Raw genomic sequence first — 21,440 nt, 5'->3', positions numbered from 1 at the left:
ATGGCGCTCAAAGGCGATAGCGCTGCCTTCAAGGAGGAGGATGCACGTTAGCCCCAACCGCCTTGCGCCACTCCCTTATTGCTATACCCTCCACAATCGCGGACGAGACCGGACACACCCGGCGTGCGCCGCGACCCGCAATTGCAGGGGAGGATGTCACTCTATGACGATCGTCTATTTCGCCATCGTCTGCGGCCTGATCGCCGTCGCCTATGGCTTCATCACCAGCCAGCAGGTGCTGCGTGCGCCCGCCGGCAATGCCAAGATGCAGGATATCGCCGCCGCCATCCAGGAAGGCGCCAAGGCCTATCTGACGCGGCAATATACCGCCATCGCCGTGGTCGGCGTCGTGGTGGGTGTCGTGCTGTTCCTCACATTGGGGGCGATTCCCACGATCGGCTTCCTGATCGGCGCGATCCTGTCCGGCGTCGCCGGTTTTGTCGGCATGAACATCTCCGTGCGCGCGAACGTCCGCACGGCGGAGGCGGCGCGCGGCAGCCTGCAGGGCGGGCTCACCCTCGCCTTCCGCTCCGGCGCGATCACCGGCATGCTGGTGGCGGGCCTTGGCCTGCTCTCGATCGCGGTGCTGTTCTGGTATCTGGTGGAGGTGGCGCACCATGCGCCGGGCGATCGCATCGTCGTGCTCACCCTTTCGACCCTCGCCTTCGGCGCCTCGCTGATCTCGATCTTCGCGCGGCTGGGCGGCGGCATCTTTACCAAGGCGGCGGATGTCGGCGCCGATCTCGTCGGCAAGGTGGAAGCCGGTATCCCCGAGGACGACCCCCGCAACCCGGCCGTGATCGCCGACAATGTCGGCGACAATGTCGGCGACTGCGCCGGGATGGCCGCCGATCTGTTCGAGACGTACGTGGTGACGCTCGGCCTCACCATGGTGACGATCGCACTGCTGCTGCGCGGCGTAGATGCGGCGCTGCTCACCAAGTTGATGGCGCTGCCGCTGCTGGTCGGCGGCGTGTGCATCATCACCTCGATTCTCGGCACCTATATGGTGCGCCTGGGCGCCAACCAGTCGATCATGGGCGCGCTCTACAAGGGCTTCTGGACCACCGTGATCCTCGCGGTACCCGCCATCTACGGCGTCACTTACTACACCCTCGGCGGCAGGATGCAGGACTCGATCGCCTCGCTCGGCGAGCCTTCGGCGCTGCTCGACGGCAACACGCTCTCGGCCGATGCCGTGGCGGCTGCGGCGGCAATGCCCACCGTTACCGGCATGGGCCTGTTCTGGTGCATGATGATCGGCCTTGCCGTCACCGGCCTGCTCGTGTGGATCACCGAATATTACACCGGCACCAATTTCCGCCCGGTCAAGTCGATCGCCAAGGCCTCGGTGACCGGCCACGGCACCAACGTCATCCAGGGCCTCGCGATCAGCCTCGAATCGACCGCGCTGCCGACGCTGGTGATCGTCGTCGCGGTGATCGCGACCTACCAGATCGCGGGCATTCTCGGCGTGGCCTTCGCCGCGACCTCGCTGCTCGCGCTGGCCGGCATGGTGGTCGCGCTCGACGCCTATGGCCCGGTGACCGACAATGCCGGCGGCATCGCCGAGATGGCCGGTCTCGAAGACGAGGTCCGCCACAAGACCGATGCGCTCGACGCGGTGGGCAACACCACCAAGGCGGTGACCAAGGGCTATGCGATCGGCTCGGCGGCGCTGGCGGCGCTGGTGCTGTTCGGCGCCTATACCACCGATCTCGACCATTATCGCAATGCGCTGGGACTCACCGGGCCGGTCAACTTCTCGCTCTCCAACCCGTACATCATCGTCGGCCTGCTGCTCGGCGCGCTGCTCCCCTATCTGTTCGGCGCGTTCGGGATGACCGCGGTCGGCCGCGCCGCCGGATCGGTGGTGGAGGATGTCCGCGCCCAGTTCCGCGACAATCCGGGCATCATGGCGGGCACCAGCCGGCCCAATTATGCCCGCACCGTCGACATCGTCACCAAGGCGGCGATCCGCGAGATGATCGTGCCCTCGCTGCTGCCGGTGCTGAGCCCGATCCTCGTCTATTTCCTGATCGCCGCGGTGGCGGGCAAGGAACAGGGCTTTGCCACGGTGGGCGCGATGCTGCTCGGGGTGATCGTCTCCGGCCTGTTCGTCGCCATCTCGATGACCAGCGGCGGCGGCGCCTGGGACAATGCCAAGAAGTACATCGAGGACGGCAATTACGGCGGCAAGGGCAGCGACGCCCACAAGGCCGCGGTGACCGGCGACACGGTAGGCGATCCGTACAAGGACACGGCGGGTCCGGCGGTGAACCCGATGATCAAGATCACCAACATCGTGGCGCTGCTGCTGCTCGCGGCGCTCGCCGCCGGCGGCACGCATTAAGAACGCAAATCCTCCCCCAGCTTGCTAGGGGAGGGGGACCCATTCGCGCTAGCGAATGGTGGAGGGGCCGCGCCGCGAGGCGCGGAATATACCGCCCTCACAGGAGTCACCGCCTGCGGCGATGGTCCCCCTCCCCGTACCGGGGAGGATCTTGCATGCTCGACGCTAAATCCCCACATCCCACACGAAGACGCGCGCCCGTGCCGCGCCGCCTTCCCTTTTTCCTTCCAGCGCTGTAAGGGCGACGCACTTTTACGCGCGCTAATCCCTGAGAGGCATTTTTTGGCCAAAGAAGAACTGCTTGAAATGCGTGGACAGGTTGTGGAGCTTCTCCCCAACGCCATGTTCCGCGTCCGGCTCGAGAACGACCATGAGATTCTCGGCCACACCGCCGGCAAGATGCGCAAGAACCGCATCCGCGTGCTGGTGGGCGACGAGGTGCTCGTCGAGCTGACGCCCTACGACCTGACCAAGGGCCGCATCACCTACCGCTTCAAGTAAGCAGGCGCGGCCCATGCGGCTCGTGCTCGCTTCCACTTCGCCGCGACGGCTCGATCTGCTCACCCGGATCGGCGCCGCGCCCGATCGCGTTGCCGCCCCGGACGTGGACGAGGATGTCCGCCCCGGCGAGCTGCCGCGACCCTATGTGCTGCGCGTCGCCACCGCCAAGGCGCATGCGGTCGACCGTGCCGAGGACGAGATCGTCCTCGCCGGCGACACCACCATCGCCGTCGGCCGCCGCATCCTCGGCAAGCCCGCGGACGAAGCCGATCTGCGCCGGATGCTGACGCTGCTCTCCGGCCGCCGCCACCATTGTCTCTCCGCGATCTGCGTGATCGGCCCCGACGGCAAGGCGCGCACCCGCGTTGCCGACACCGTCGTCGCCTTCAAGCGCCTCAGCGACGCCGATATCGACTGGTATGTCGCCAGCGGCGAAGGCATGGGCAAGGCGGGCGGCTATGCCATCCAAGGCAAGGCCGAGGCGTTCGTGCGCTTCCTCTCCGGCAGCCATTCGGGCGTGGTGGGCCTGCCGGTGTTCGAGGCGCGCGCGCTGCTGGCCGGTGCCGGCTATCCCCTTGGCTGAGTGGCTGTACGAAGCGGGAATCGGCGAGAGCCGCGCCGCCCTCGTTTCGCGTGGGGTTATCTGGCAGGCGCGGATCGAACTGGCGGGCACTAGGCCCCAGGTCGGCGCGATCTGCGCGGCACGGCTCGCGGACAAGTCCACCGGCAAAGTGACCCTCGACCAGGGCGGCGAGGCGCTGTGCGACCCGCTGCCCAAGGGCATCACCCAAGGCGCCGCGCTGCGCGTGAAGATCGTCCGCGAGGCAATCCCCGAACCCGGCCGCGCCAAGCTCCCCAAGGCCGTCCCCGCGCCCGCTGAGGCGCCCTTGGGCGACGGGCCGGACCTGCTCGCCCGCATCACCGCCAGCGACCATCCCGTCCGCATGCTGCGGCCGCACGAGGCGGATGCGCTGGAAGAGGCCGGCTGGTCCGAACTTCTCGACGAAGCCTATACCGGCGAGATCACCTTTCCCGGCGGCGCGCTGCGCATGTCCCCCACTCCGGCCATGACGCTGTTCGACGTCGATGGTTCGGGCCCGCTCGAACCGCTGTCGATCGCCGCCGCCCACGCCGTAGCGCGCGCGATCGAGCGATTCGGCATCGGCGGCTCGATTGGCATCGACTTCCCGACGCTGAGCAGCAAGGCCGCCCGCAATGCGGTCGCCGAGGCGATCGACGCCGCCCTGCCCCAGCCTTTCGAGCGCACCGCGGTCAACGGCTTCGGCTTCCTCCAGATCGTCCGCCGCCGCACCCGGCCCTCGCTGCCCGAGTTGCTCCACGCCGATCCGGTCGGCGCCGCCACCCGCGCCGAACTGCGCCGGCTGGAACGCCTTCCCCCGCCGGTGCCGGCCACCCATATGGTGGATAGCCGAATCGCCCGCCGCCTGGCGCGCGAGCCCGACTGGACCGAGATGCTCGCCCGTCGCATGGGCGGCGCGGTCCAGTTCGTGACCCCCAAGGAGTGATCCCCATGCCCCGCGACGCCTGCCCGATCTGCGGCAAGCCCACCGCCGCCGACTTCAAGCCCTTCTGCAGCCGCGGCTGCAAGGATCGCGACCTGCTGCAATGGCTGGGCGAGGGCTATCGCGTCCCCGGCGAGCCGGCGCAAACAAATGTGCAATCGGGGCTGGACAGCCACGAATTCCCCGACTAACAGGCGCGCTCCCCGGCGGCTCCGCCGGTGTGCCCGGGTAGCTCAGTTGGTAGAGCATGCGACTGAAAATCGCAGTGTCGGCGGTTCGACTCCGTCCCCGGGCACCATCCACCTTTCCGCACAGATCCAAGAACGTACAAAAATCCCCAGTTTTGCGTGGGTTTTGACGGTATCTGATCCACCCAAATCCGGGTCGATCCATTGGAACCCGCGGCACCTGACGGTATATTTGACGGTATCAGCACTGCGCCAGCGGAGGAGATACCGTCATGCTCACCGATGCAGCCGTCCGTCGAATCAAGCCTCGAGACAAGGCGTTCAAGACTCAGGACATGCACGGCATGTATCTCCTCGTTCAGCCTGGCGGTGGTCGGTACTGGCGGTGGGACTATCGACATGACGGCAAACGCGGCACCGTCGCCCTGGGCGTCTACCCGGACGTATCCCTCAAGGAGGCGCGTGAGCGCCGAGAGAATGCCCGGAAACTGCTCGAGAAGGGCATCAACCCCTCCTCCTACGGCAAGCTGACCCGCGGCGTCGGCAGCATTTCGGCCGGAGATACATTCGCTACCGTCGCCGACGAATGGCTGAGAAAGATCGAGGCCGAGGGGCGAGCGGCAAAGACCCTCGAGAAGCTGCGGTGGCTGATCGGTTTCGCCATCCCGCTGATCGGCACTCGACCGATCGGGCATATCAGCGCGCCCGAATTGCTCACCGTATTGAGGACCGTAGAGGTCCGAGGCCGCTATGAGACGGCACGACGCCTCCGTAGCACCTGCAGCAGCGTCATTCGCTACGCGATCGCCACCGGGCGGGCCCAGCGAGACGTGACCGTCGATCTCCAGGGCGCCCTGATCACGCCCAAGGTCAAGCACCATGCAGCGATCATTGAGCCCGACAAGGTCGGCGCGCTACTGCGTGCCATAGACGGCTACGAGGGCCAGCCATCGGTTGCCTTGGCGCTTCGAATCGCCCCACATGTCTTCGTGCGTCCGGGCGAACTGCGCGCCGCTGAGTGGGCAGAGTTCGACCTTTCATCGAAGGTCTGGACCATTCCCGGCGAGAAAATGAAGATGGGCCGCCCGCATCGGGTCCCCCTTTCCAATCAGGTGCTTTCGCTTCTAGCGGAGCTTCGAGGGATGAGCGGCAGGTCGAACCTTCTGTTCCCAAGCGTCCGGTCAGACGCTCGCCCCATCTCCGACAACACCATCAATGCCGCCCTACGCCGGCTGGGGTACGACAAGACGCAGATGACGGGCCACGGCTTCCGCGCGATGGCCAGCAGCCTCCTCAATGAGAGCAGGAAGTGGCACCCCGACGCGATCGAGCGGCAGCTCGCGCATGTCGAGAACAATGACGTCCGCCGCGCCTATCTTCGCGGCGAGCATTGGGACGAGCGCGTTCGAATGATGCAGTACTGGTCAGATTATCTGGACCGACTGAAAGCCAACGGTAACGCCAGAAGGTCGAAACCCGCCTAGCCTTTCGCGAGGAGGAGCCGGCTACATCGCTCCGAAGGCAGAGGCCACAGGTTCGAATCCTGTCGGGTGCGCCAGAAGCGGAAAACTGGCTGATTTGCGTTGTTTCAGCGCGAGACAGCTGAATAACCATGTGCACTGAACAATCTATACGCATAGCTGCTCCGCCAGCACTGCATCACCAAACTGGTCACCAGCCTGGTGGCCAGCGCCCGACGCCTACCCTGGCGGGGCCGCAACCATAACGTGGCGCCCGTACTCACCCCTTCATCGTGCGAATAGGGCGGGACCTCCACGGTGAGATGTGCTCGGCATCCGCTTTCCTTGCGAGCCATCTTATCGCTGAAACGTTCGCTCCATCACCGTGCAGCGCGCCACCCTGGCATCCAGCCGCCGCACGATCGCGTCGAGCCCGGCCTGAAGATCATGCGTCGCAGCGCACAGGAAGATGTCCACGCAGGCGGTGCCATATTCGGGCCACGTGTGTATCGAGATGTGCGACTCCGCCAGCAGCGCCACGCCAGTGACGCCCTGCCCCACACCGAAGCTGTGCAGGCGCGTTTCGAGCAGCGTCGCCCCCGCCCCTGCCGCTGCTGCCACCAGACAGGCTTCGATATGGGCGGTATCGGCGAGCCGCGTCGCGTCCGTCAGATCGGCGATCAGGTGATGCCCGATCACAGCAGGCTCTCATAGGAATGCCCGAACAACGCCATTGCCCCCTCGGCAGCGGAGACGCCCTGATACTGCGCCTCCTCGAACAGCGAGAGCCCGCTCAGGTCCGAATGGGCGAGGAACAGCGGCGGCTTCGGCATCGCGGCAGCGCCACGACCCAGAAAGCCCGGGGTCGGCCGGATCATCGCATGTCCCCAACGCCATAGATCGATGCGCCGGATCGCCTCGTCGAGGTCCGGGTGCATGGCGAGCAGGTCGTCGCGGACCATCTGCTTCCATTCCTCGGCAGGACGTTCGAGCAGCAGGCGCCGCGCCACGGGCGGCGACATGTTCGACAGCGGGAGGTACCAGGTTAGCACGGTCGCGATGGGATGCACGTCGGGCGCCTGGTGCGTCGCGACGACATAGCCGAGCGACTCGCTGGTGCTCGACACGTTATCCCAGGCGAGCGGCACCCCGCGTCCGCCCGGCAGGCGATCCACAGTGACGTTCGCGATCAGCCACGGCGCGTAGGTGAACGCCTTCTCGCTTGCTACCTCAGGGCAAATCCGCGCAGCGACGAAGTGCGGCATGGCGAGGATCGTAGCCCGCGCGCGCGTCCGCACCGTCGTGCCGGCGGCAACGTCGAAGCTGTCGACCAGTATCGTCTCCCCATCCTGCGCGACCTGATGAACGATATGGCCGCGGGCGATGCGGTCCGGAAAGAAGCCCGCCAGCCCACGCGCCAGCCGGGCATTGCCTTCGGGCCAGGTGAGCTCGTTGTCGCCCGCACCGTCCACGGTCCAGCCGCGCCGCCCGGCGAAATAATGCACGCCTGCCCAGGCCGAGACTTCGTGCGGCTCGGTGCCGTAATCGTCCCGCATCGCATAGCGGACATGCGCGCTCAGCACCGGCGAGCGCCATCCCTGCCGGTCCAGCCAGCTGGCGAAATCGAGCGCATCCAGTGCGATCAGGTCGGGGTCGCCGGAGCTATAGGCCCTCGGCACTGCAAAGGCAGGTTTGCCGTCACTGCCGATCCGCGCGGAATAGGCGGCCATCGTCTTCTCGAACGCCGCAAGGTCGGCGCGATCCTGGGGCGTCAGGCCGGTGTGCGGTACCAGCCCCTCCTGCCAGCGTCCCTGCCAGAACAGCCGTTCCTGCAGATCGGCGCAGAGCTGCTCGGGATCATAGACCGGCACGCCGTCCCGCTCCCCGACCAGGATGCCCAGCTGGCGGAGCAGATGCCGCACCGCCTTCGCCTCGCGATTGGGCACCGGCAGGTAATGCGCGCCAAGCGGGTAGGCGGAGACGGCATTGCGGCCGCCCCGCGCGTTGCCGCCCACCGCATCCTCCAGCTCGAGCAGGCGGAAGCGGGTAAACCCGGCATCGTGCAGCCGCCAACCGGCCGACAAGCCCGCGATGCCGCCCCCCGCGATCACCAGGTCGACCTCCTCGAAGCGACTGGGTGGCGGGAAGCCACCGTCGCGCAGGCGATGCCCGCGCGCGAGATCGGCGCCGCCCAGCGCGCCCGGCGGCAGCGGCGCGCCATGGTCCAGCGCCGCCGCCAGGCCACCACCGGCGAGGGCGACCGCACCTGCCCCCAGTCCCAGCACCGTCCGCCGATCAGCCTTCATAGCGGCTCCAGGCATCGGCGAACTCGCGGACCAGCACCTGGTTGTCGAACCGGTTCACCGGCGTCGGCCGCCGCGCCATGTCGGGCGGAAAGTCGAACAGCGCGGCGTCGCCCGCGGGCGTCAGGAACCGCCCGCCCGCCGGAATCCGCGCCGCCATCGGGATCGGGTGCGCGGCGGCGAGCACGAAGCCCCACTCGCCGAAGCTGGGGACATAGACATGGTAGCCGCGCGTCTGCAGCCCTGCCGCTTCCAGCGTGGTCGCCACCGTCCAATAGGCCATGGGCGCGACCAGCGGCGAGGTGCTCTGCACCACCATCGCGCCGGTGGGCGCCATCAGCCGGCGCACGGCGCGGTAGAAGGTCTCGGTATAGAGTTTGCCGACCGAGTAATCGACGGGATCGGGGAAATCGACGATGATCGCGTCGAACGAACCGGCGCGGGTCGCCGCCGCCTCGCGCGCCCAGCGAAAGCCGTCGGCGTTGATCACGGTCATGCGGCGATCGGTCAGCGCGCCCTTGTTGAGCGCGGTCAGCATCGCGGTCTTGGAGAAGAGCCCGGTCATCTCGTCGTCGAGATCGACCAGCGTCAGGTGCCGGACCTCGGGATGGCGCAGCACCTCGCGCGCGGCGAGGCCGTCTCCGCCGCCCAGGATCAGCACGTTGCGCGGGTTCGCCACGCGCCCCAGCACCGGCTGCACCAGCGCTTCGTGATAGCGATACTCGTCGCGCGAGGAGAATTGCAGGTTGCCGTTGAGATAGAGCCGCAGATCGTCCTCGCGGCGGGTCAGCACGATGCGCTGGTATTTGGTGCTGACCGCATAGATCACCGGCTCGCCATAGCTCGCGACTTCCGCCCAGCGCTGCAGCCGGTCCGATGCGGCGAAGCCGGCGGCGAGCGCCAGCAGCACGATCACCGCCGAGACCGTCTCGCCACGAAAGCGGCTCGCCCGCGGCAGCGCGAGCAGCACCGCCAGCGCCACGCCGGCGTTGAGGATGCCGAACAGGAAGCCGGTACGGATCATGCCGAGATGCGGCATTAGCAGCAGCGGGAACAACAGGCTGGCGACCAGCGCGCCGACATAGTCGAAGGTCAGCACGTTCGACACGGTCTCGCGGAAATCGAAGCCGCGCAGGATGCGGATCAGCAGCGGAATTTCGAGCCCGACGAGGAAGCCGATGCCGAGCACCAGCCCGTACAGCGCCACCCGGAAATGCTCGACCAGCGGGAACAGCTCGAACAGCGCCGCCGCCGAGGCGCCACCCAGCACCGCGATCAGCAGCTCGACGCGGATGAACAGCCGCAGCTCGTCGCGCGTCACGTAGCGCGAGCACCAGCTGCCCAGCCCCATCGCGAACAGATAGGTGCCGATCACGGTGGAGAACTGGGTTACGCTGTCGCCGAGCAGATAGCTGGCCAGCGTGCTGGCGAGCAGCTCGTAGATCAGCCCGCAGGTGGAGACGACGAAGGCAGAGGCAAGCAGCGCGGCGGCAGGTGCCGACGCGCGGGACTTGGAATGCGCGGGATCGCCTTCAGCCATGAATGGCGGCGGCAACGATGATCGCGAGGCCGATCGCGACCGCGCCGGAGAAGATCGCGACGGCGACATTCTGCTTGTCGCGGATCTCCTCCCAAAGCTTGCCCGGGGTCAGCAGGTCGAGCACGACGAAGCCGACCACGAAGACGAGGATGCCGACCACGGCATAGAGCAGGGTCGCGAGCAGCGCGGGAAGCGTAGTGACCATGAAGCGTCCTCCTATTTGTGATGCGGGCCGTAGAACACGGCGTGGCCCCCGCCATGGCCGGCGCTGCTATAGCTGGCCGTGTCGGCGCGGCCGCCATCGGCGAAGGGCGACCAGCCATAGCTCGTCGCGGCGAGGAAAAGCCCGAGGACGCCGATCGACCAGAGCGCGTAGAGAAAGCTGCGTCGGTCCATCAGTCGTCACTCCCTTCGCTGCGTGCCGGCTGGAAATCGCTCTCGCCCTTGCGCGCCTTCTCGAAACGAAGGTGAAGCAGCAGGCCGATCAGCCAGGGCATCGCGATCATCAGCGCGGCGAGGAACAGGTTGGAGCCATAGAGCGTGCCGCTGCCGACCTCGACGACGATCTGGGGCGCATTGGTCGGCTCCATCCAGCCGCCATCGGGATAGAAGGTGCCGTTCTCGCTCCAGCGATTGCCCTTGTAATCCACGATGAGATCATAATCGCCCGCCGGGACGGCCGCGATCGAGACATCGGAGTCGCGCGCCCCCTCGGTCCAGGGCCCATCCGAATCCGTGCCTTGGTAGCGCTCGGCGGCACCCGAGGCCGCGAAGACCTGCTGCGTCCTCCGATCGACCAGGCTGTAATCGAGATCGACCCAGCCATTCTCCAGCCGCGGCACGGTGCTGCGCACCTGCACCCGCTGGTAGCGGTCGCTCAGGTGAATGGGTCCGATGGTCGCGTTCTGCTCGCGTCCGTCCACCGCCACGGGCAAGGATTGCGAGGTGATCCAGCGCGTCCCACCCAGCACGATCGACAGGACCAGCAGGAAGGCCAGCGCGATCCCGCCGATCAGCGCCCCCTTGCCCAGCCATGCGCCCCACGGCGAAGGCTGGTGCGGCAAGGGCGGCCACACCCTGCGTGCCGGGGCTACGCCGAAGGCCTGCACCATCATCCTGTCCGGCACCCACTGGTTGAGCGTCCAGCTCTCCTCGCGCTCGCTCGTCTCGCGCGACAGCATGAAGCCGGGGCGAACCCAGTCGCCGGTCTTCACCGTCTCGCCTACCGCGACGCGCCAGTAGAATTCGCCGACGACGCGATCGACGGTCGCAGTCCCGGCGAAGAAGCGCATATAGGCGGCCCCGTCCAGCGTGTAGCTGCTGAACGTCTGCCAGGTCGGGACGCGGGTGAGCATGGTGCCGAAGCTCCAGCCGCCGCGTGCGTTCACCAGCCAGCGATAGCCGTGATAGGGGTTGAACAGCAGATATTCGTCCCAGCGGTAATAGTCCTGCGACCGCCGGAGATAGCCGATCGCCTCCCACTCCACGCCGAACAGCGCACCGCGCGTGCCGAGCGGGATGTCGGGCGTCACCTGCGCGGCATGCGCCTGGGTGACCAGCTTTACCAGCCCGTCGGTCGTGTCGAGGATCGAGCCGCAATATTGGCACCCGACATGCACGGTGTAGCCCGCCGCGCGCAGCTCCACCGTCCCCCCGCAATTCGGGCAGGACAGCGCGCGGACCGCCGGTGCGGGCGGCGGGGCGAGGGGCGCTTCAGGCTGCATAATCGGGGAGCGCCCATCCTTCGATCGCACGCAGGCCGCGCGGCGCGAGCTCAGCGAGCATCACGTAGCGGCCCTGGTAGAAGCTCGTCGTCCTGCCGTCGCGCTGCAGGCTGGCGCACGCGCCGTCGGGCCCGCGCAGATCGACATTGTAGGCCTGCCAGCCGCTCGGCGCGACGAAGGGCAGTTCACCCTCGGCAGTGATGCACAGCGCCTGGCGCGCATCGGCGATGACGAGCTTGCGGCCGAACAATTCCACTTTCTGGCCGATCTGCGCGCGCTCGCCATCGGCGATGGCGCGCAGCGTCTTCGAGCGGACCTCGCCAAAGGGATATTCGCGCAAAAGCAGGAACTGGCCCATCGCCTCGCCCAGCCAAGCGGTGCCGCCGCCCTCGAACAGCAGCAGCCATTCGTTCCAGGCCCCGTCGGTCCAGCTCCAGCGCACCCGGCCGATCACCTCGAACGCCTGCCCCTCGTCGACGCCGCGCATGCCGATCTGCACCGGGCTCACGTCGAACGGCAGCGCGGCGGCGATGCCGAACTGGGTAACGCCCGCATCACTGCGCACCAGCATGCTGTGGCAGGTGTCGCACACCCGGCTCGGCAGCGCTGGCGAGCGGAACACGACGTCCGCACCGCAATTGGGGCAAGGCAGATGCAGGCTCATCGACGGATCAGCGAATCCGGCCGAGCAGTTCGGCCTTCTTGGCGTCGAACTCTTCCTGCGTGATCGCCTCGATCGTGCGGAGACGGTGCAGCTTCTCGATCTGCGCGCTGGCGTCGCCCGGCGCGCTGGCCTGGTCGACCGCCGCCTGCACCGCTTCGGGCAGCGACAGGCTTTCGATGTAGAAGCTGGTACAGGCCAGCCCCCATTGGGCAAAGGCAGGATCCACCGCCGCCTTGAGCCGCTCGGACAAGGCCGCCTGGTTGCCTGCAAGATCGACAAAGGCAACCTCCCCCGAACCGATCGCGGAGGCAATCGCGGTGGCGATCGCCGCGCGCAGCTGCGGCTCGATATCGGCGACGGTCAGGCGCTGGAGCGATCCCATCAGCTTCACCGCGAAAGCAGGCACCTGCTCGATGCGGAAGCTGTAGCTGCCGAAGGCCCGTACCCGCACCGGGCCGAATTCGGGATCGCGCACCGTGATCGGCTGCGCCGTGCCCCATTTCAGCCCCGTCTGCTCCTTCTGGCTGAAGAACACCACATCGGCCTTGAAGGGCGAGGCGAATCCCTTGTCCCAGTTGAGCAGCGCACTGAGCACCGGCAGGTTGCCGGTCTCCAGCCTGTACAGGCCGGGATGGAAGGCGTCGGCGAGCTGCCCCTCGCGATAGAAAAGTGCGATCTGCCCGTCGCGCACCGTCAGTTGCGCGCCGGTCTGAATCTCGCGCCCCTGCATCGGATGGCGCGCGGCGAGCGTCCCAGGCTCGTCGACCCAGTCGATCACGTCGACGAACTGCTTCGACAGAAACCCGAACAGGCCCATGCACTGCCACCCCCGTGGCAATGCTATAGGCGAAGCGCTCACAGCGACACAAGAAAGTCGCCCGTCGCCCCCTCAACGCATCGCGGCGAGGTGGCAACCGTCGGCCTGCTGGGTAAACCTCCAGCGCTGGCCGGTGAAGCGCTCAATGACGTCGCACGCGGTCAGGGCGTGCCGGCTGGGCTTCACCGTCGTAAAGCTGCCGCCGCCCGCCAGCGCGAAGGGCAGCAGCAGCTGGTCCGCGAGATAGGGCCCGGCGAACGCGTCGCACGCGAGGAAGCCCGCCATGCGGTGCGCCGCCGTTTTCGCGAGCGATTCCGCCGAGACGCCCAGCCGCCCGAAGCCGCTGACGATCTCGGTAGCATGGTCGAATGCCGCCTCCAGCAGCAACACGTTGCCCGGCCCCTGCTCCTCGGGAAGCTGGCGCGCGGCGAAGGCATCCTCCGGCCATTGCGGCAGAAACTGCCGCGCCGTCGCGAGTTCGCGCTCGGCAATGGCGAAGGGCAGCCCGGCGAACAGCGCGGTAGCGGATAGCGATCGCAGCGCGCCGCGATCGATGCAATCGATCGGCGTCAGCTTCCCTGGTACGATATCCACCTCGATCCGGCCGCCGCCACGCGGGTAGAAGCCATGGCGGACCAGCCGCAGCTCGATCTGCGCGCCCATCCGGCGGAGCACCGGCGCGAACGCCTTGGCGACGAACTCGAACGGCGGTGCCAGCATGTTGTGCGTACCGCCCTCAAGCACGAGCCGCGACGGCGCGTCCGCCAGCAGCAGCGGCATCAGCAGCGTCTGGAGCACCAGCCCGGTGCTGCCGGCGGTGCCGACCGCAAACCTGTATTCGCCGGGCACGACCTTGCCGGGCGTGAAGCTGAAATCGCCCGCGCCCACCGCCACGCCCTCACAGGTCGCGCCGCCGATCGCGCACGCCGCCTCGATCGCGGTGACATGCTGGCGCATCAACCCCGGCTTCTCGCGCTTGCCGCGCGCATTGGTGATGCGGAAGGGCTGGCGGGTGACGAGCGACAGCGCGCAGGCATTGCGCACCACCTGCCCGCCGCCCTCGCCTTCCGATCCGTCGATGATGATCATGCATTTGCCATTTCAAGAAAGAGTGCATTCGCGCGGCCGACGAAATCGTCGCGCATGGCGCGGACCGGCAATTCGCCTGCCCGATCCAGTTCGCTGCGGATCAGCGCGTCCAGATCGGGGAGCCTGGTGCCGTTCGCGCGCTCGTTGGTGCGCGCCTTGGCGTCCACCAACTCGGCAATCTGCGCCGCAAGCGCCGTCGGCAGATCGCTGACCGCGACCAGCGCCTGCAGGTTCATCGGCGGCCGCGCGTCCGGATTCACCCGAAGCGCGCGGATGGTGAGCGCGGGGCGCAGGGCGTAGAAGTACTTCTTCACCGGCACCGCCTCGTCGCCGTCCAGCCAGCGCTCGGCCGACTGGCGCCCGGCGCTCGCATAATGGTGCGCGAGCGCGCGCGGGTTGAGCAGGTCGTCCGCCAGCGCCGCCAGTTGCGCCATGAACGGGTCGGCGGGCCGATAGTGGATCGGCGACTCCATCCACTCGCTCACGGTGGCATTGGACCGGAGTAGCAGCCCCAGCGCCTTGCGGATGTCCCAGCCGTTGAGATCGATCTCGTCGACGATCGGCTGCTCGATCACGTCGCGCCCCGGCGCGAGCGACAGATACCAGTCGCGCGGCCGCAGATAGAGAAAGCGCACGTCATAGTCGCTGTCAGGGGACGGAAATCCCCAGGCGCGTGAACCCGATTCGATCGCGAGCAACAGGCGCACGCCCTCGCGTGCCTCGATGTCGGCCAGCCGCGCGTCGATCTCGCGGCGGATGTCGGGGGCGCTCGCCCCTTGGAAGGTCATGATCCGTATCCGTATTTTCAGGCGCGGGATACGCGCGAAGGATCACCCCTTCACGCACACCACCTGCTTCAACGTGTGGACGATCTCCACCAGGTCGGCCTGCGCGGCCATCACGGCTTCGATCGGCTTATAGGCCTTGGGCGTCTCGTCGATCACGCCTTCGTCCTTGCGGCAGGCGACGCCCGCCGTGTCGGCGATATGCTCGTCGAGCGTCACCAGCTTCTTGGCCGCGGTGCGGGACATCACCCGCCCCGCGCCATGGCTGCAGCTGTCGAACGACTCCGGGTTGCCCAGCCCGCGCACGATGAACGACTTGGCGCCCATCGATCCCGGGATGATCCCCAGCACACCCTTGGCCGCGCGCACCGCCCCCTTGCGGGTGACCAGCACATTCTCGCCGAAATGGTTCTCGCGCGTCACATAATTGTGGTGGCAGTTCACCGCTTCCATCTCGGCGTCGAACGGCTTGGCGATCTGCCCGCGCAGCGCGGCGATGACATTGGTCATCATCATCCGCCGGTTGAGGGCGGCATAGTCCTGTGCCCAGGCGACCGATTCGACATAATCGTCGAAATGATCGGTACCCTCCGGGAAATAGGCGAGGTCCTGATCGGGCAGGTTGATGTGCCACTTGCGCATGTCCTGCTTCGCCAGTTCGATGAAGAACGTCCCGATCGCGTTGCCGACGCCGCGCGAGCCCGAATGGAGCATCACCCACACCCGCTGCTCCTGATCCAGGCACAGCTCGATGAAGTGGTTGCCCGTGCCCAGCGTCCCCAGATGGCTGAGGTTGTTGGTGTTCTTCAGCCGCGGATATTTGTCGGTGATCCGCTGGAAGCGAACGGCGAGCGTCGCCCAGGCCTCGACGATCGCTGGCGGCGGCGCGCCCCACGAACCATGATCGCGCTGCCCCCGCCCGACCGACCGGCCGTGCGGCACCGCCTGCTCGATCGCCGAACGGATGCCCTCCAGATTGTCGGGCAGGTCGCTCGCCATCAGCGAGGTGCGCGCGGCCATCATGCCGCAGCCGATATCGACGCCCACCGCCGCCGGGATCACCGCGCCCTTGGTCGGGATCACCGAGCCGACGGTCGCGCCGATGCCGACATGCACGTCGGGCATCGCCGCGACATGTTTGAACACGAACGGCATCTGCGCCGCGCGGGTGAGCTGGGCGCGCGCACCGTCTTCCACCGGCACGCCGCGCGTCCACATCTTGATCGGCACACCACCTTCGACGTGCTGATAGTCATAGGTCGTGGTCATGTTGACCTCCTTGGTTCCTTCTGGTGCCGGCGACGAGGCGTGGCGAGACGTTTTCGCTGAGCTATCCGGTTGCCGAAGGCGGAATTGAACCGCCGACCTCCCGCATCCCTGCGGGCGCTCTACCTGTAGTCCCACGGCATTCGCCGGCTGTTATGTTCGGTGCTGGCAACAAGGATTAGCGAGACGTCCAGAGTGCTCCGGAGAGGATTCGAACCTCCTGTACCGATGTAGTCCCGCCGGCATTTGCCAGCCTGTTTCTGGTCACGGCGACGAAGATTGGAAAAGACTGCCCCGAAGGGCCGGTGCTCTAACCGCTGAGCTACTGCGTCTTTCGACACAGGCGGGGTTTGAACCCGCGACACCCGCATGGATAATGTAGTCCTTCCCGGCATTCGCCGTGTTGTTCGGTTGGGGGCGTGGCGACGAGAGCGGCGAGACGCGGCCCTTAAGCTACGTGTCGGCGGCGGGATTCGAACCCGCATCTCCCGCTTGCGCGGGCGCTTTACTCGTCGGGCCTCCTCTGGTGACATGTAGTCCCGCCAGCATTCGCCACGACCCTGTTCGTTACACCTCCACTGCCTCGACGATGCCCACCCAGTCGCGCGTCTCGCCGGCGGCGAAGCGTGCGATCCCGTCGAACACCGCATCGGAGAAGCCCCCGATGTTGAGGATGTCCGCCCGGCTCTGCGCCTGGGTCGTGCCATAGGGCGCGATGTCGACGCAGACGAGCTTGGCCGCCGGGCAGCGCCGCTTCAGTAGATCCCATTCGCGCAGCGTCGCCGTGGCACCGCCGCGCGTCGCATCGACCCAGGACTCGTTGTCCGAGACGATCACGACCAGATCGACCTTCTCCCCCGTCTTGTTGAGCAGGGCGAGCGGTGCCGAGACATTGGTGCCGCCCCCGCCCACCGCGGCGAGCTTCGCGGCATTCACCGCGACGCGCGCCTTGGGATCGAGCTTGAGCTTCACCACGCCCTGTTCGAACGGCAGCACCCGGGCATCGCGGTTGGTCCGCAGCATCGCCGCCGCGACCAGCGCCGCGACATCGATGCACCGCACCTTGGACGAAGCCCCCTTGCGGACCCCCGTGGCCGGCGAGGCCTTCGACCCCGAGACGTCGGGGCAGACGACCACCCGACCCATCACCGTCGGCACGCGGGCCAGCGATTGCTCGAGCGCATCCTCCAGCGCCGCCTGCACAGTGAGCGGCACGGCCTCATCCGCTGCCGCCAGCGCCATCTGGAGCTGGTACGGCATCGGCTTCACCCGGGCGATCGCGGCAGGATCGCGCAGCCGCTCGGCCACGCGCCCCGTCACCCCTTCCACGTCGAACGCGCCGTTGCGCGCCAGCGTGTTGAGGTTCATCCGCAGCGCCTGCCAGCCCATCAAACCAGCAAGTTCGCCCCACTGTTCGGCCGACAGCGCGAAGGCGGTCAGCCATTCAAACGGCACCGGCGGCAGCGGCCGCGAACGGTCCGCCTTCCACGCCTCGAACGCGGCGATCTCCGCCGGCAGCGCAGCCACGTCATAGGGCTTACCGATCAGCCAGCCATAAAAGGCGCGCCGCTCGGCATCGACCGGCTTGGGGTGCACCATCTTGACGATGTCGGCCAGGCTGGGATCCTTGCCCGTCGCCGCGGCCATCAGGTCGCGGATCGAGGCACGTTCCAGCCAGCCCTGCACCAGCCGCTTGGGCCGCGAGCCGAGCGACGTCCGCCCGACCTGGCCGGAGCGCAGGATCTGGACATAGCTACGGAGCATCCGGCCGGTGTCGATCACGCGCCCGAATACGCGCACCGCCAAGTCCGGATCGGTCACGGTGAGATAGGCCGCGAGCAGCGCCGGCATGTCCTTCATCGCGCCCGAGCGGCGGGCATAGACCGCCGCCTTGGCGACGAAGCCCGGATCGCACGCCTGGGCGGCGGCGATCACGTCCGAAAGCTGCGCCTCGGCGGTTGCGTAGAAGGTCTCGCTGAGCGTGCCGGTAACGGCGAGCTGGGCGAGCTTCGCCTGCGGGCCATAGGCATAGGCCGGGGCGCCTTCATGGTTGCGCGTATCGGCTGCCGGAAGCAGCTTCGCGATCGCCGAGGCGAAAAGTCCCTTGTTTGCCATTGCCTTGCATCCTTCCTGCGGATCCGGGGGCGGCCGGCCCATTCCGGCCGCCCCGTTCTTCCGCGCCATCGGATCCAGGAAGCGCCCGATCCGATGCCAGCTACTTTGCAGAAGGCGTGCCAAGTAAAGGTAGCGAGGCAAAGGAAACTCGCATCGCGTTATGAATGCTAAGCTTTTTAATAATTGCACTGAACTAGCCACGTGTATCGAGCAGAGGCCGAGCGATAAAAACAGATCGTATTGGATCGCCTTTTATCCTACAGGATAAGCATGAAACCGCTCACCGTTATCGGCTTTCTCGGCTCCACCCTCGACGCGAGCAAGTTCGGCCCCTCGCGCTGGAGCAAATGGCGCCCCACGGTCGCGCTCGCCATGCATGAGGATCTTCGGATCGACCGGCTGATCCTGATCCACGGATCGCAGCATCGCCGGCTCGCGGAATATGTCGCGGAAGATGTGGTGTCGGTCTCGCCCGAGACGCGGGTCGACCTGCGCGTGCTCGATTTCCGCGACGCGTGGGATTTCGAGGAAGTGTACGGCAAGCTGCTCGACTTCGCGCGCGCCGAGCCGTTCGACCCCGAGGCGGCGGACTATCTGGTCCACATCACTACCGGCACGCACGTCGCGCAGATCTGCCTCTTCCTGCTCACTGAGGCGCGCTATCTGCCCGCGCGCCTGCTCCAGACCCAACCCGCCAGGCACGGCGAGGATGGCGGCGCGCCGGGGCGCTGGACCACGATCGACCTCGACCTGTCGCGCTACGACAGCATCGCCACGCGCTTCGCCGTCGCCGCGCAGGAGAGCACGTCGTTCCTCAAATCGGGGATCGAGACCCGCAATCCCGCCTTCAACCGGATGATCGACGAGATCGAGCAGGTGGCATCGCGCTCCAAGGCGCCGATCCTGCTCACTGGCCCCACTGGCGCGGGCAAGAGCCAGCTGGCGCGGCGCATCTACGAACTGAAGCGGCTGAAGCACCAGATCGCCGGCCCGTTCGTCGAGGTGAACTGCGCGACGCTGAAGGGCGACGGTGCGATGTCGGCGCTGTTCGGGCATCGCAAGGGCGCCTTCACCGGTGCGGTATCTGACCGGCCGGGGCTGCTGCGCACCGCCGACAAGGGCATGCTGTTCCTCGACGAAATCGGCGAACTGGGTGTCGACGAACAGGCGATGATCCTGCGCGCGATCGAGGACAAGCGCTTCCTCCCCGTCGGCTCGGACAAGGAAGCCGCGTCCGACTTCCAGCTGATCGCCGGCACCAACCGCAATCTGGGCGCGGCGGTCGCGGCCGGCGGCTTCCGCGACGATCTCTACGCCCGGCTCAACCTGTGGACCTTCCAACTGCCGGGGCTTGCCGAACGCCGCGAGGACATCGAACCGAATCTGAACTACGAGCTCGATCGCTTTGCGGAGCGCGAGGGCGACCAAGTGAGCTTCAACAAGGAGGCTCGCCAGCGCTATCTTGCCTTCGCCACCGGCCCGGAGGCGCGCTGGCCGGGCAACTTCCGCGACCTCGCCGCAAGCGTAAGCCGGATGGCAACGCTCAGCCACAAGGGGCGGATCGATGCCGACTGCGTAGACGCCGAGGTCCGCCGGCTGGAACGACTGTGGTCCGGACAGCGGCACCAGGCAGGCGACGTTCTGGCGGACGTGCTTGCGCCCGAAGCGCTGGCGGAGATGGATCCCTTCGACCGGGTGCAACTCGCCGCGGTCGTGGACACCTGCCGCAGCAGCCGTTCGCTCTCCGAGGCCGGGCGGAGGTTGTTCGCTGCATCTCGCATGCGCAGGACCTCCGCCAACGATGCCGATCGGTTACGCAAATATCTAGCCCGCTTCGAACTGGATTGGTCATCGCTTACCGAAGGCTGACACGGGTTTGAGATTGCGACAATGGGCAAGCTTTTTGCGGGTGCAGACCCGTGCGAAGCCGAATTTCCCAATGATCTGAGTGCCCAGCGCTTTCACCTCGGGTGCGCCAATTTTCAATGGCTTAGCTGGCTCAGCAGCAAACTTGTCAATATACGCGCCCGGACCCCTGCGGTTGACCTAAGCGACCGGGGTTGGTCGCGAGCCGCCGGTGAGAGGTCGCCCCCTGCGGCTTCAAAACGCACTCTCTCACGGCGAAAACACGGGTTCGAGTCCCGTAGGGGTCACCAGCCTTTTCAAAGGCTTAGCTACTAACTGTCTGCACTAACGTGCAACTTACTGCAAATTTACTGCAAAACCGTAGCTGGAAATCGGCGGACTTTCACGGATTGTTCTAGGGCCCCGCTGCGTTGATATCCGCAGCTGGCGAAACGCTGGCGAGTGTCTGATTCGCATGCCAGACTCAGCCTTTCCACCTTCCTTTGGGATATCCGCCGGCCAGCATCATGGGCGCATCGCTCCCGGCACGTGGCGACCAGACCGGTCATCCACCGCCGATGCGCTGAGCGTCCGCTTCTACCGAAACCTGCCGTTGGCAAGTGGCCGCTCATCTGGGTCGCGAACGCCAACATTGCCGACGCTTGAAGGCCTGCATGGCTCTCTCGAAAGCAAACGCTCGTTCAGGCGCACGGGGAAAGGCAGAAGTTGGGACGATTGCAGACTGGCAGCCTTTGTGTGCTCGACATCGATATGCCCCGTCTACATGGCATGGCACAGTTTGCGGCGCGTGGAGGTCTACGACTGAGTTTACGGAAGCGCCTCGAACTCGCGCTGATAGCCATTGACCATCTCTCGCAGCGCGGCTGGCTGCAGTACCTCAACCGACTTGCCCCACGTGTAGAGGTGCCAGCACATCTCGAGATGCCCCGAAGCCCTGAACCTCACGAGCAGGGATCCGTCTTTCTCCTCTTCGACGGTTTGGGTCGGATGAAACACGAACCGGCGGGCGTGGTCGGCAGCGTCAGGAGAGAAGCGCCACACCACCTCGCCGTGCTGGGCTTCGCTCTCGTAGGAGCCGAAGCCCTTCTCGGCATGGGCGCGGAGGCTGAAGCCCGGATCGATGTCGAAGCTTTCGTCAAGCACTTCGGCTGAATAAATCTCCTCCACACGGTAGTGCTGGAGACGTGCAACCTTTTTCGCCGTGTCGCGTGCGACGAGATAGCGCCGGACGCCGAGTAGAAGGCCG

20 protein-coding genes and 1 tRNA gene are annotated in these 21,440 nt (G+C 66.7%); 8 read left to right on the top strand and 13 right to left on the bottom strand.

Annotation, left to right across the window (positions count from 1 at the left end):
- Positions 1-163 precede the first annotated feature (163 nt).
- From SAZ01S_RS21345 to SAZ01S_RS21315, 7 genes are all read left to right on the top strand, one after another.
- A complete protein-coding gene (locus SAZ01S_RS21345) occupies positions 164-2,353 on the top strand; it encodes a sodium-translocating pyrophosphatase (RefSeq protein WP_084584345.1) in 2,190 nt (729 codons plus the stop codon).
- A gap of 282 nt (positions 2,354-2,635) precedes the next feature.
- Positions 2,636-2,854 (top strand): translation initiation factor IF-1, encoded by a 219-nt coding sequence (gene infA, locus SAZ01S_RS21340; RefSeq protein ID WP_003049127.1) that lies wholly within the window; start codon positions 2,636-2,638, stop codon positions 2,852-2,854.
- A gap of 13 nt (positions 2,855-2,867) precedes the next feature.
- On the top strand, positions 2,868-3,437 hold the full coding sequence (locus SAZ01S_RS21335) for a Maf family protein (RefSeq protein ID WP_084584344.1): 570 nt from the start codon (positions 2,868-2,870) through the stop codon (positions 3,435-3,437).
- Positions 3,430-4,380, top strand: coding sequence for a ribonuclease E/G (locus SAZ01S_RS21330; protein ID WP_084584342.1), 951 nt, complete (start codon positions 3,430-3,432; stop codon positions 4,378-4,380). The genes SAZ01S_RS21335 and SAZ01S_RS21330 overlap by 8 nt, the downstream gene beginning before the upstream one ends.
- 5 nt (positions 4,381-4,385) lie before the next feature.
- Complete coding sequence (locus tag SAZ01S_RS21325; RefSeq protein ID WP_084584347.1) at positions 4,386-4,568, top strand: DNA gyrase inhibitor YacG; 183 nt, start codon at positions 4,386-4,388, stop codon at positions 4,566-4,568.
- A 31-nt stretch (positions 4,569-4,599) separates the two neighbouring features.
- Positions 4,600-4,675, top strand: a tRNA-Phe gene (locus tag SAZ01S_RS21320).
- Positions 4,676-4,837: 162 nt separating this feature from the next.
- Complete coding sequence (locus SAZ01S_RS21315; RefSeq protein ID WP_084584341.1) at positions 4,838-6,049, top strand: tyrosine-type recombinase/integrase; 1,212 nt, start codon at positions 4,838-4,840, stop codon at positions 6,047-6,049.
- A gap of 333 nt (positions 6,050-6,382) precedes the next feature.
- On the opposite strand, the gene speD is transcribed toward SAZ01S_RS21315, so the two are convergent.
- The 12 genes from speD to SAZ01S_RS21250 all read right to left on the bottom strand — a co-directional run bounded on the left by speD (position 6,383) and on the right by SAZ01S_RS21250 (position 18,328).
- Complete coding sequence (gene speD, locus SAZ01S_RS21310; RefSeq protein ID WP_084584339.1) at positions 6,383-6,724, bottom strand: adenosylmethionine decarboxylase; 342 nt, start codon at positions 6,722-6,724, stop codon at positions 6,383-6,385.
- Positions 6,721-8,331, bottom strand: a complete 1,611-nt coding sequence (locus SAZ01S_RS21305) for an FAD-dependent oxidoreductase (protein WP_084584338.1) — start codon at positions 8,329-8,331, stop codon at positions 6,721-6,723. Before SAZ01S_RS21305 ends, speD begins: the two co-directional genes overlap by 4 nt.
- Positions 8,321-9,868, bottom strand: coding sequence for a polyamine aminopropyltransferase (locus tag SAZ01S_RS21300; RefSeq protein ID WP_084584336.1), 1,548 nt, complete (start codon positions 9,866-9,868; stop codon positions 8,321-8,323). Before SAZ01S_RS21300 ends, SAZ01S_RS21305 begins: the two co-directional genes overlap by 11 nt.
- Positions 9,861-10,073 carry a DUF350 domain-containing protein gene (locus tag SAZ01S_RS21295; protein ID WP_084584334.1) on the bottom strand — a complete coding sequence of 71 codons (213 nt, stop codon included), beginning with the start codon at positions 10,071-10,073 and terminating at the stop codon, positions 9,861-9,863. The genes SAZ01S_RS21300 and SAZ01S_RS21295 overlap by 8 nt, the downstream gene beginning before the upstream one ends.
- A gap of 11 nt (positions 10,074-10,084) precedes the next feature.
- Entirely contained in the window at positions 10,085-10,264 is a 180-nt protein-coding gene (locus SAZ01S_RS21290; RefSeq protein WP_084584332.1) for a hypothetical protein, read from the bottom strand.
- The gene (locus tag SAZ01S_RS21285) at positions 10,264-11,592 is read right to left on the bottom strand and encodes a DUF4178 domain-containing protein (RefSeq protein ID WP_084584330.1); all 1,329 of its coding nucleotides are present in this window, start codon (positions 11,590-11,592) and stop codon (positions 10,264-10,266) included. Before SAZ01S_RS21285 ends, SAZ01S_RS21290 begins: the two co-directional genes overlap by 1 nt.
- Positions 11,582-12,256 (bottom strand): DUF4178 domain-containing protein, encoded by a 675-nt coding sequence (locus tag SAZ01S_RS21280; protein ID WP_084584328.1) that lies wholly within the window; start codon positions 12,254-12,256, stop codon positions 11,582-11,584. The genes SAZ01S_RS21285 and SAZ01S_RS21280 overlap by 11 nt, the downstream gene beginning before the upstream one ends.
- Positions 12,257-12,263: 7 nt before the next feature.
- On the bottom strand, positions 12,264-13,073 hold the full coding sequence (locus SAZ01S_RS21275) for an SPFH domain-containing protein (protein WP_084584326.1): 810 nt from the start codon (positions 13,071-13,073) through the stop codon (positions 12,264-12,266).
- Positions 13,074-13,145: 72 nt separating this feature from the next.
- Positions 13,146-14,162, bottom strand: a complete 1,017-nt coding sequence (gene rtcA, locus SAZ01S_RS21270) for an RNA 3'-terminal phosphate cyclase (RefSeq protein ID WP_084584325.1) — start codon at positions 14,160-14,162, stop codon at positions 13,146-13,148.
- Positions 14,159-14,950 (bottom strand): nucleotidyltransferase domain-containing protein, encoded by a 792-nt coding sequence (locus SAZ01S_RS21265; RefSeq protein WP_084584323.1) that lies wholly within the window; start codon positions 14,948-14,950, stop codon positions 14,159-14,161. The genes rtcA and SAZ01S_RS21265 overlap by 4 nt, the downstream gene beginning before the upstream one ends.
- Before the next feature lie 42 nt (positions 14,951-14,992).
- A complete protein-coding gene (locus tag SAZ01S_RS21260) occupies positions 14,993-16,216 on the bottom strand; it encodes an RtcB family protein (RefSeq protein ID WP_084584321.1) in 1,224 nt (407 codons plus the stop codon).
- A gap of 564 nt (positions 16,217-16,780) precedes the next feature.
- Complete coding sequence (locus tag SAZ01S_RS21250; protein ID WP_084584319.1) at positions 16,781-18,328, bottom strand: vWA domain-containing protein; 1,548 nt, start codon at positions 18,326-18,328, stop codon at positions 16,781-16,783.
- A 270-nt stretch (positions 18,329-18,598) separates the two neighbouring features.
- Here SAZ01S_RS21250 and rtcR point away from each other — a divergent pair, with 270 nt between their 5' ends.
- Positions 18,599-20,197, top strand: a complete 1,599-nt coding sequence (gene rtcR / locus SAZ01S_RS21245) for an RNA repair transcriptional activator RtcR (RefSeq protein ID WP_084584317.1) — start codon at positions 18,599-18,601, stop codon at positions 20,195-20,197.
- A gap of 804 nt (positions 20,198-21,001) precedes the next feature.
- Here the strand turns inward: rtcR and SAZ01S_RS21240 are convergent.
- Positions 21,002-21,440 (bottom strand): helix-turn-helix transcriptional regulator (locus SAZ01S_RS21240; RefSeq protein ID WP_139810186.1); only part of this gene is annotated, 439 nt, incomplete at its 5' end.

The organism is Sphingomonas azotifigens NBRC 15497 (genome assembly GCF_002091475.1).
Taxonomy (GTDB): domain Bacteria; phylum Pseudomonadota; class Alphaproteobacteria; order Sphingomonadales; family Sphingomonadaceae; genus Sphingomonas; species Sphingomonas azotifigens.
Note: the sequence above shows the minus strand (reverse complement) of the source record. Positions and strands in the feature narration are given on the sequence as shown.

Coding starts and splice junctions, on each gene's coding strand:
- SAZ01S_RS21345 (WP_084584345.1), top strand. CDS start 164: ATGACGATCGTCTATTTCGCCATCGTCTGCGGCCTGATCGCCGTCGCC.
- SAZ01S_RS21335 (WP_084584344.1), top strand. CDS start 2,868: ATGCGGCTCGTGCTCGCTTCCACTTCGCCGCGACGGCTCGATCTGCTC.
- SAZ01S_RS21280 (WP_084584328.1), bottom strand. CDS start 12,256: ATGAGCCTGCATCTGCCTTGCCCCAATTGCGGTGCGGACGTCGTGTTC.
- rtcA (WP_084584325.1), bottom strand. CDS start 14,162: ATGATCATCATCGACGGATCGGAAGGCGAGGGCGGCGGGCAGGTGGTG.
- SAZ01S_RS21295 (WP_084584334.1), bottom strand. CDS start 10,073: ATGGTCACTACGCTTCCCGCGCTGCTCGCGACCCTGCTCTATGCCGTG.
- SAZ01S_RS21290 (WP_084584332.1), bottom strand. CDS start 10,264: ATGGACCGACGCAGCTTTCTCTACGCGCTCTGGTCGATCGGCGTCCTC.
- SAZ01S_RS21300 (WP_084584336.1), bottom strand. CDS start 9,868: ATGGCTGAAGGCGATCCCGCGCATTCCAAGTCCCGCGCGTCGGCACCT.
- SAZ01S_RS21265 (WP_084584323.1), bottom strand. CDS start 14,950: ATGACCTTCCAAGGGGCGAGCGCCCCCGACATCCGCCGCGAGATCGAC.
- SAZ01S_RS21305 (WP_084584338.1), bottom strand. CDS start 8,331: ATGAAGGCTGATCGGCGGACGGTGCTGGGACTGGGGGCAGGTGCGGTC.
- SAZ01S_RS21315 (WP_084584341.1), top strand. CDS start 4,838: ATGCTCACCGATGCAGCCGTCCGTCGAATCAAGCCTCGAGACAAGGCG.
- SAZ01S_RS21285 (WP_084584330.1), bottom strand. CDS start 11,592: ATGCAGCCTGAAGCGCCCCTCGCCCCGCCGCCCGCACCGGCGGTCCGC.
- SAZ01S_RS21250 (WP_084584319.1), bottom strand. CDS start 18,328: ATGGCAAACAAGGGACTTTTCGCCTCGGCGATCGCGAAGCTGCTTCCG.
- rtcR (WP_084584317.1), top strand. CDS start 18,599: ATGAAACCGCTCACCGTTATCGGCTTTCTCGGCTCCACCCTCGACGCG.
- SAZ01S_RS21325 (WP_084584347.1), top strand. CDS start 4,386: ATGCCCCGCGACGCCTGCCCGATCTGCGGCAAGCCCACCGCCGCCGAC.
- SAZ01S_RS21260 (WP_084584321.1), bottom strand. CDS start 16,216: ATGACCACGACCTATGACTATCAGCACGTCGAAGGTGGTGTGCCGATC.
- SAZ01S_RS21275 (WP_084584326.1), bottom strand. CDS start 13,073: ATGGGCCTGTTCGGGTTTCTGTCGAAGCAGTTCGTCGACGTGATCGAC.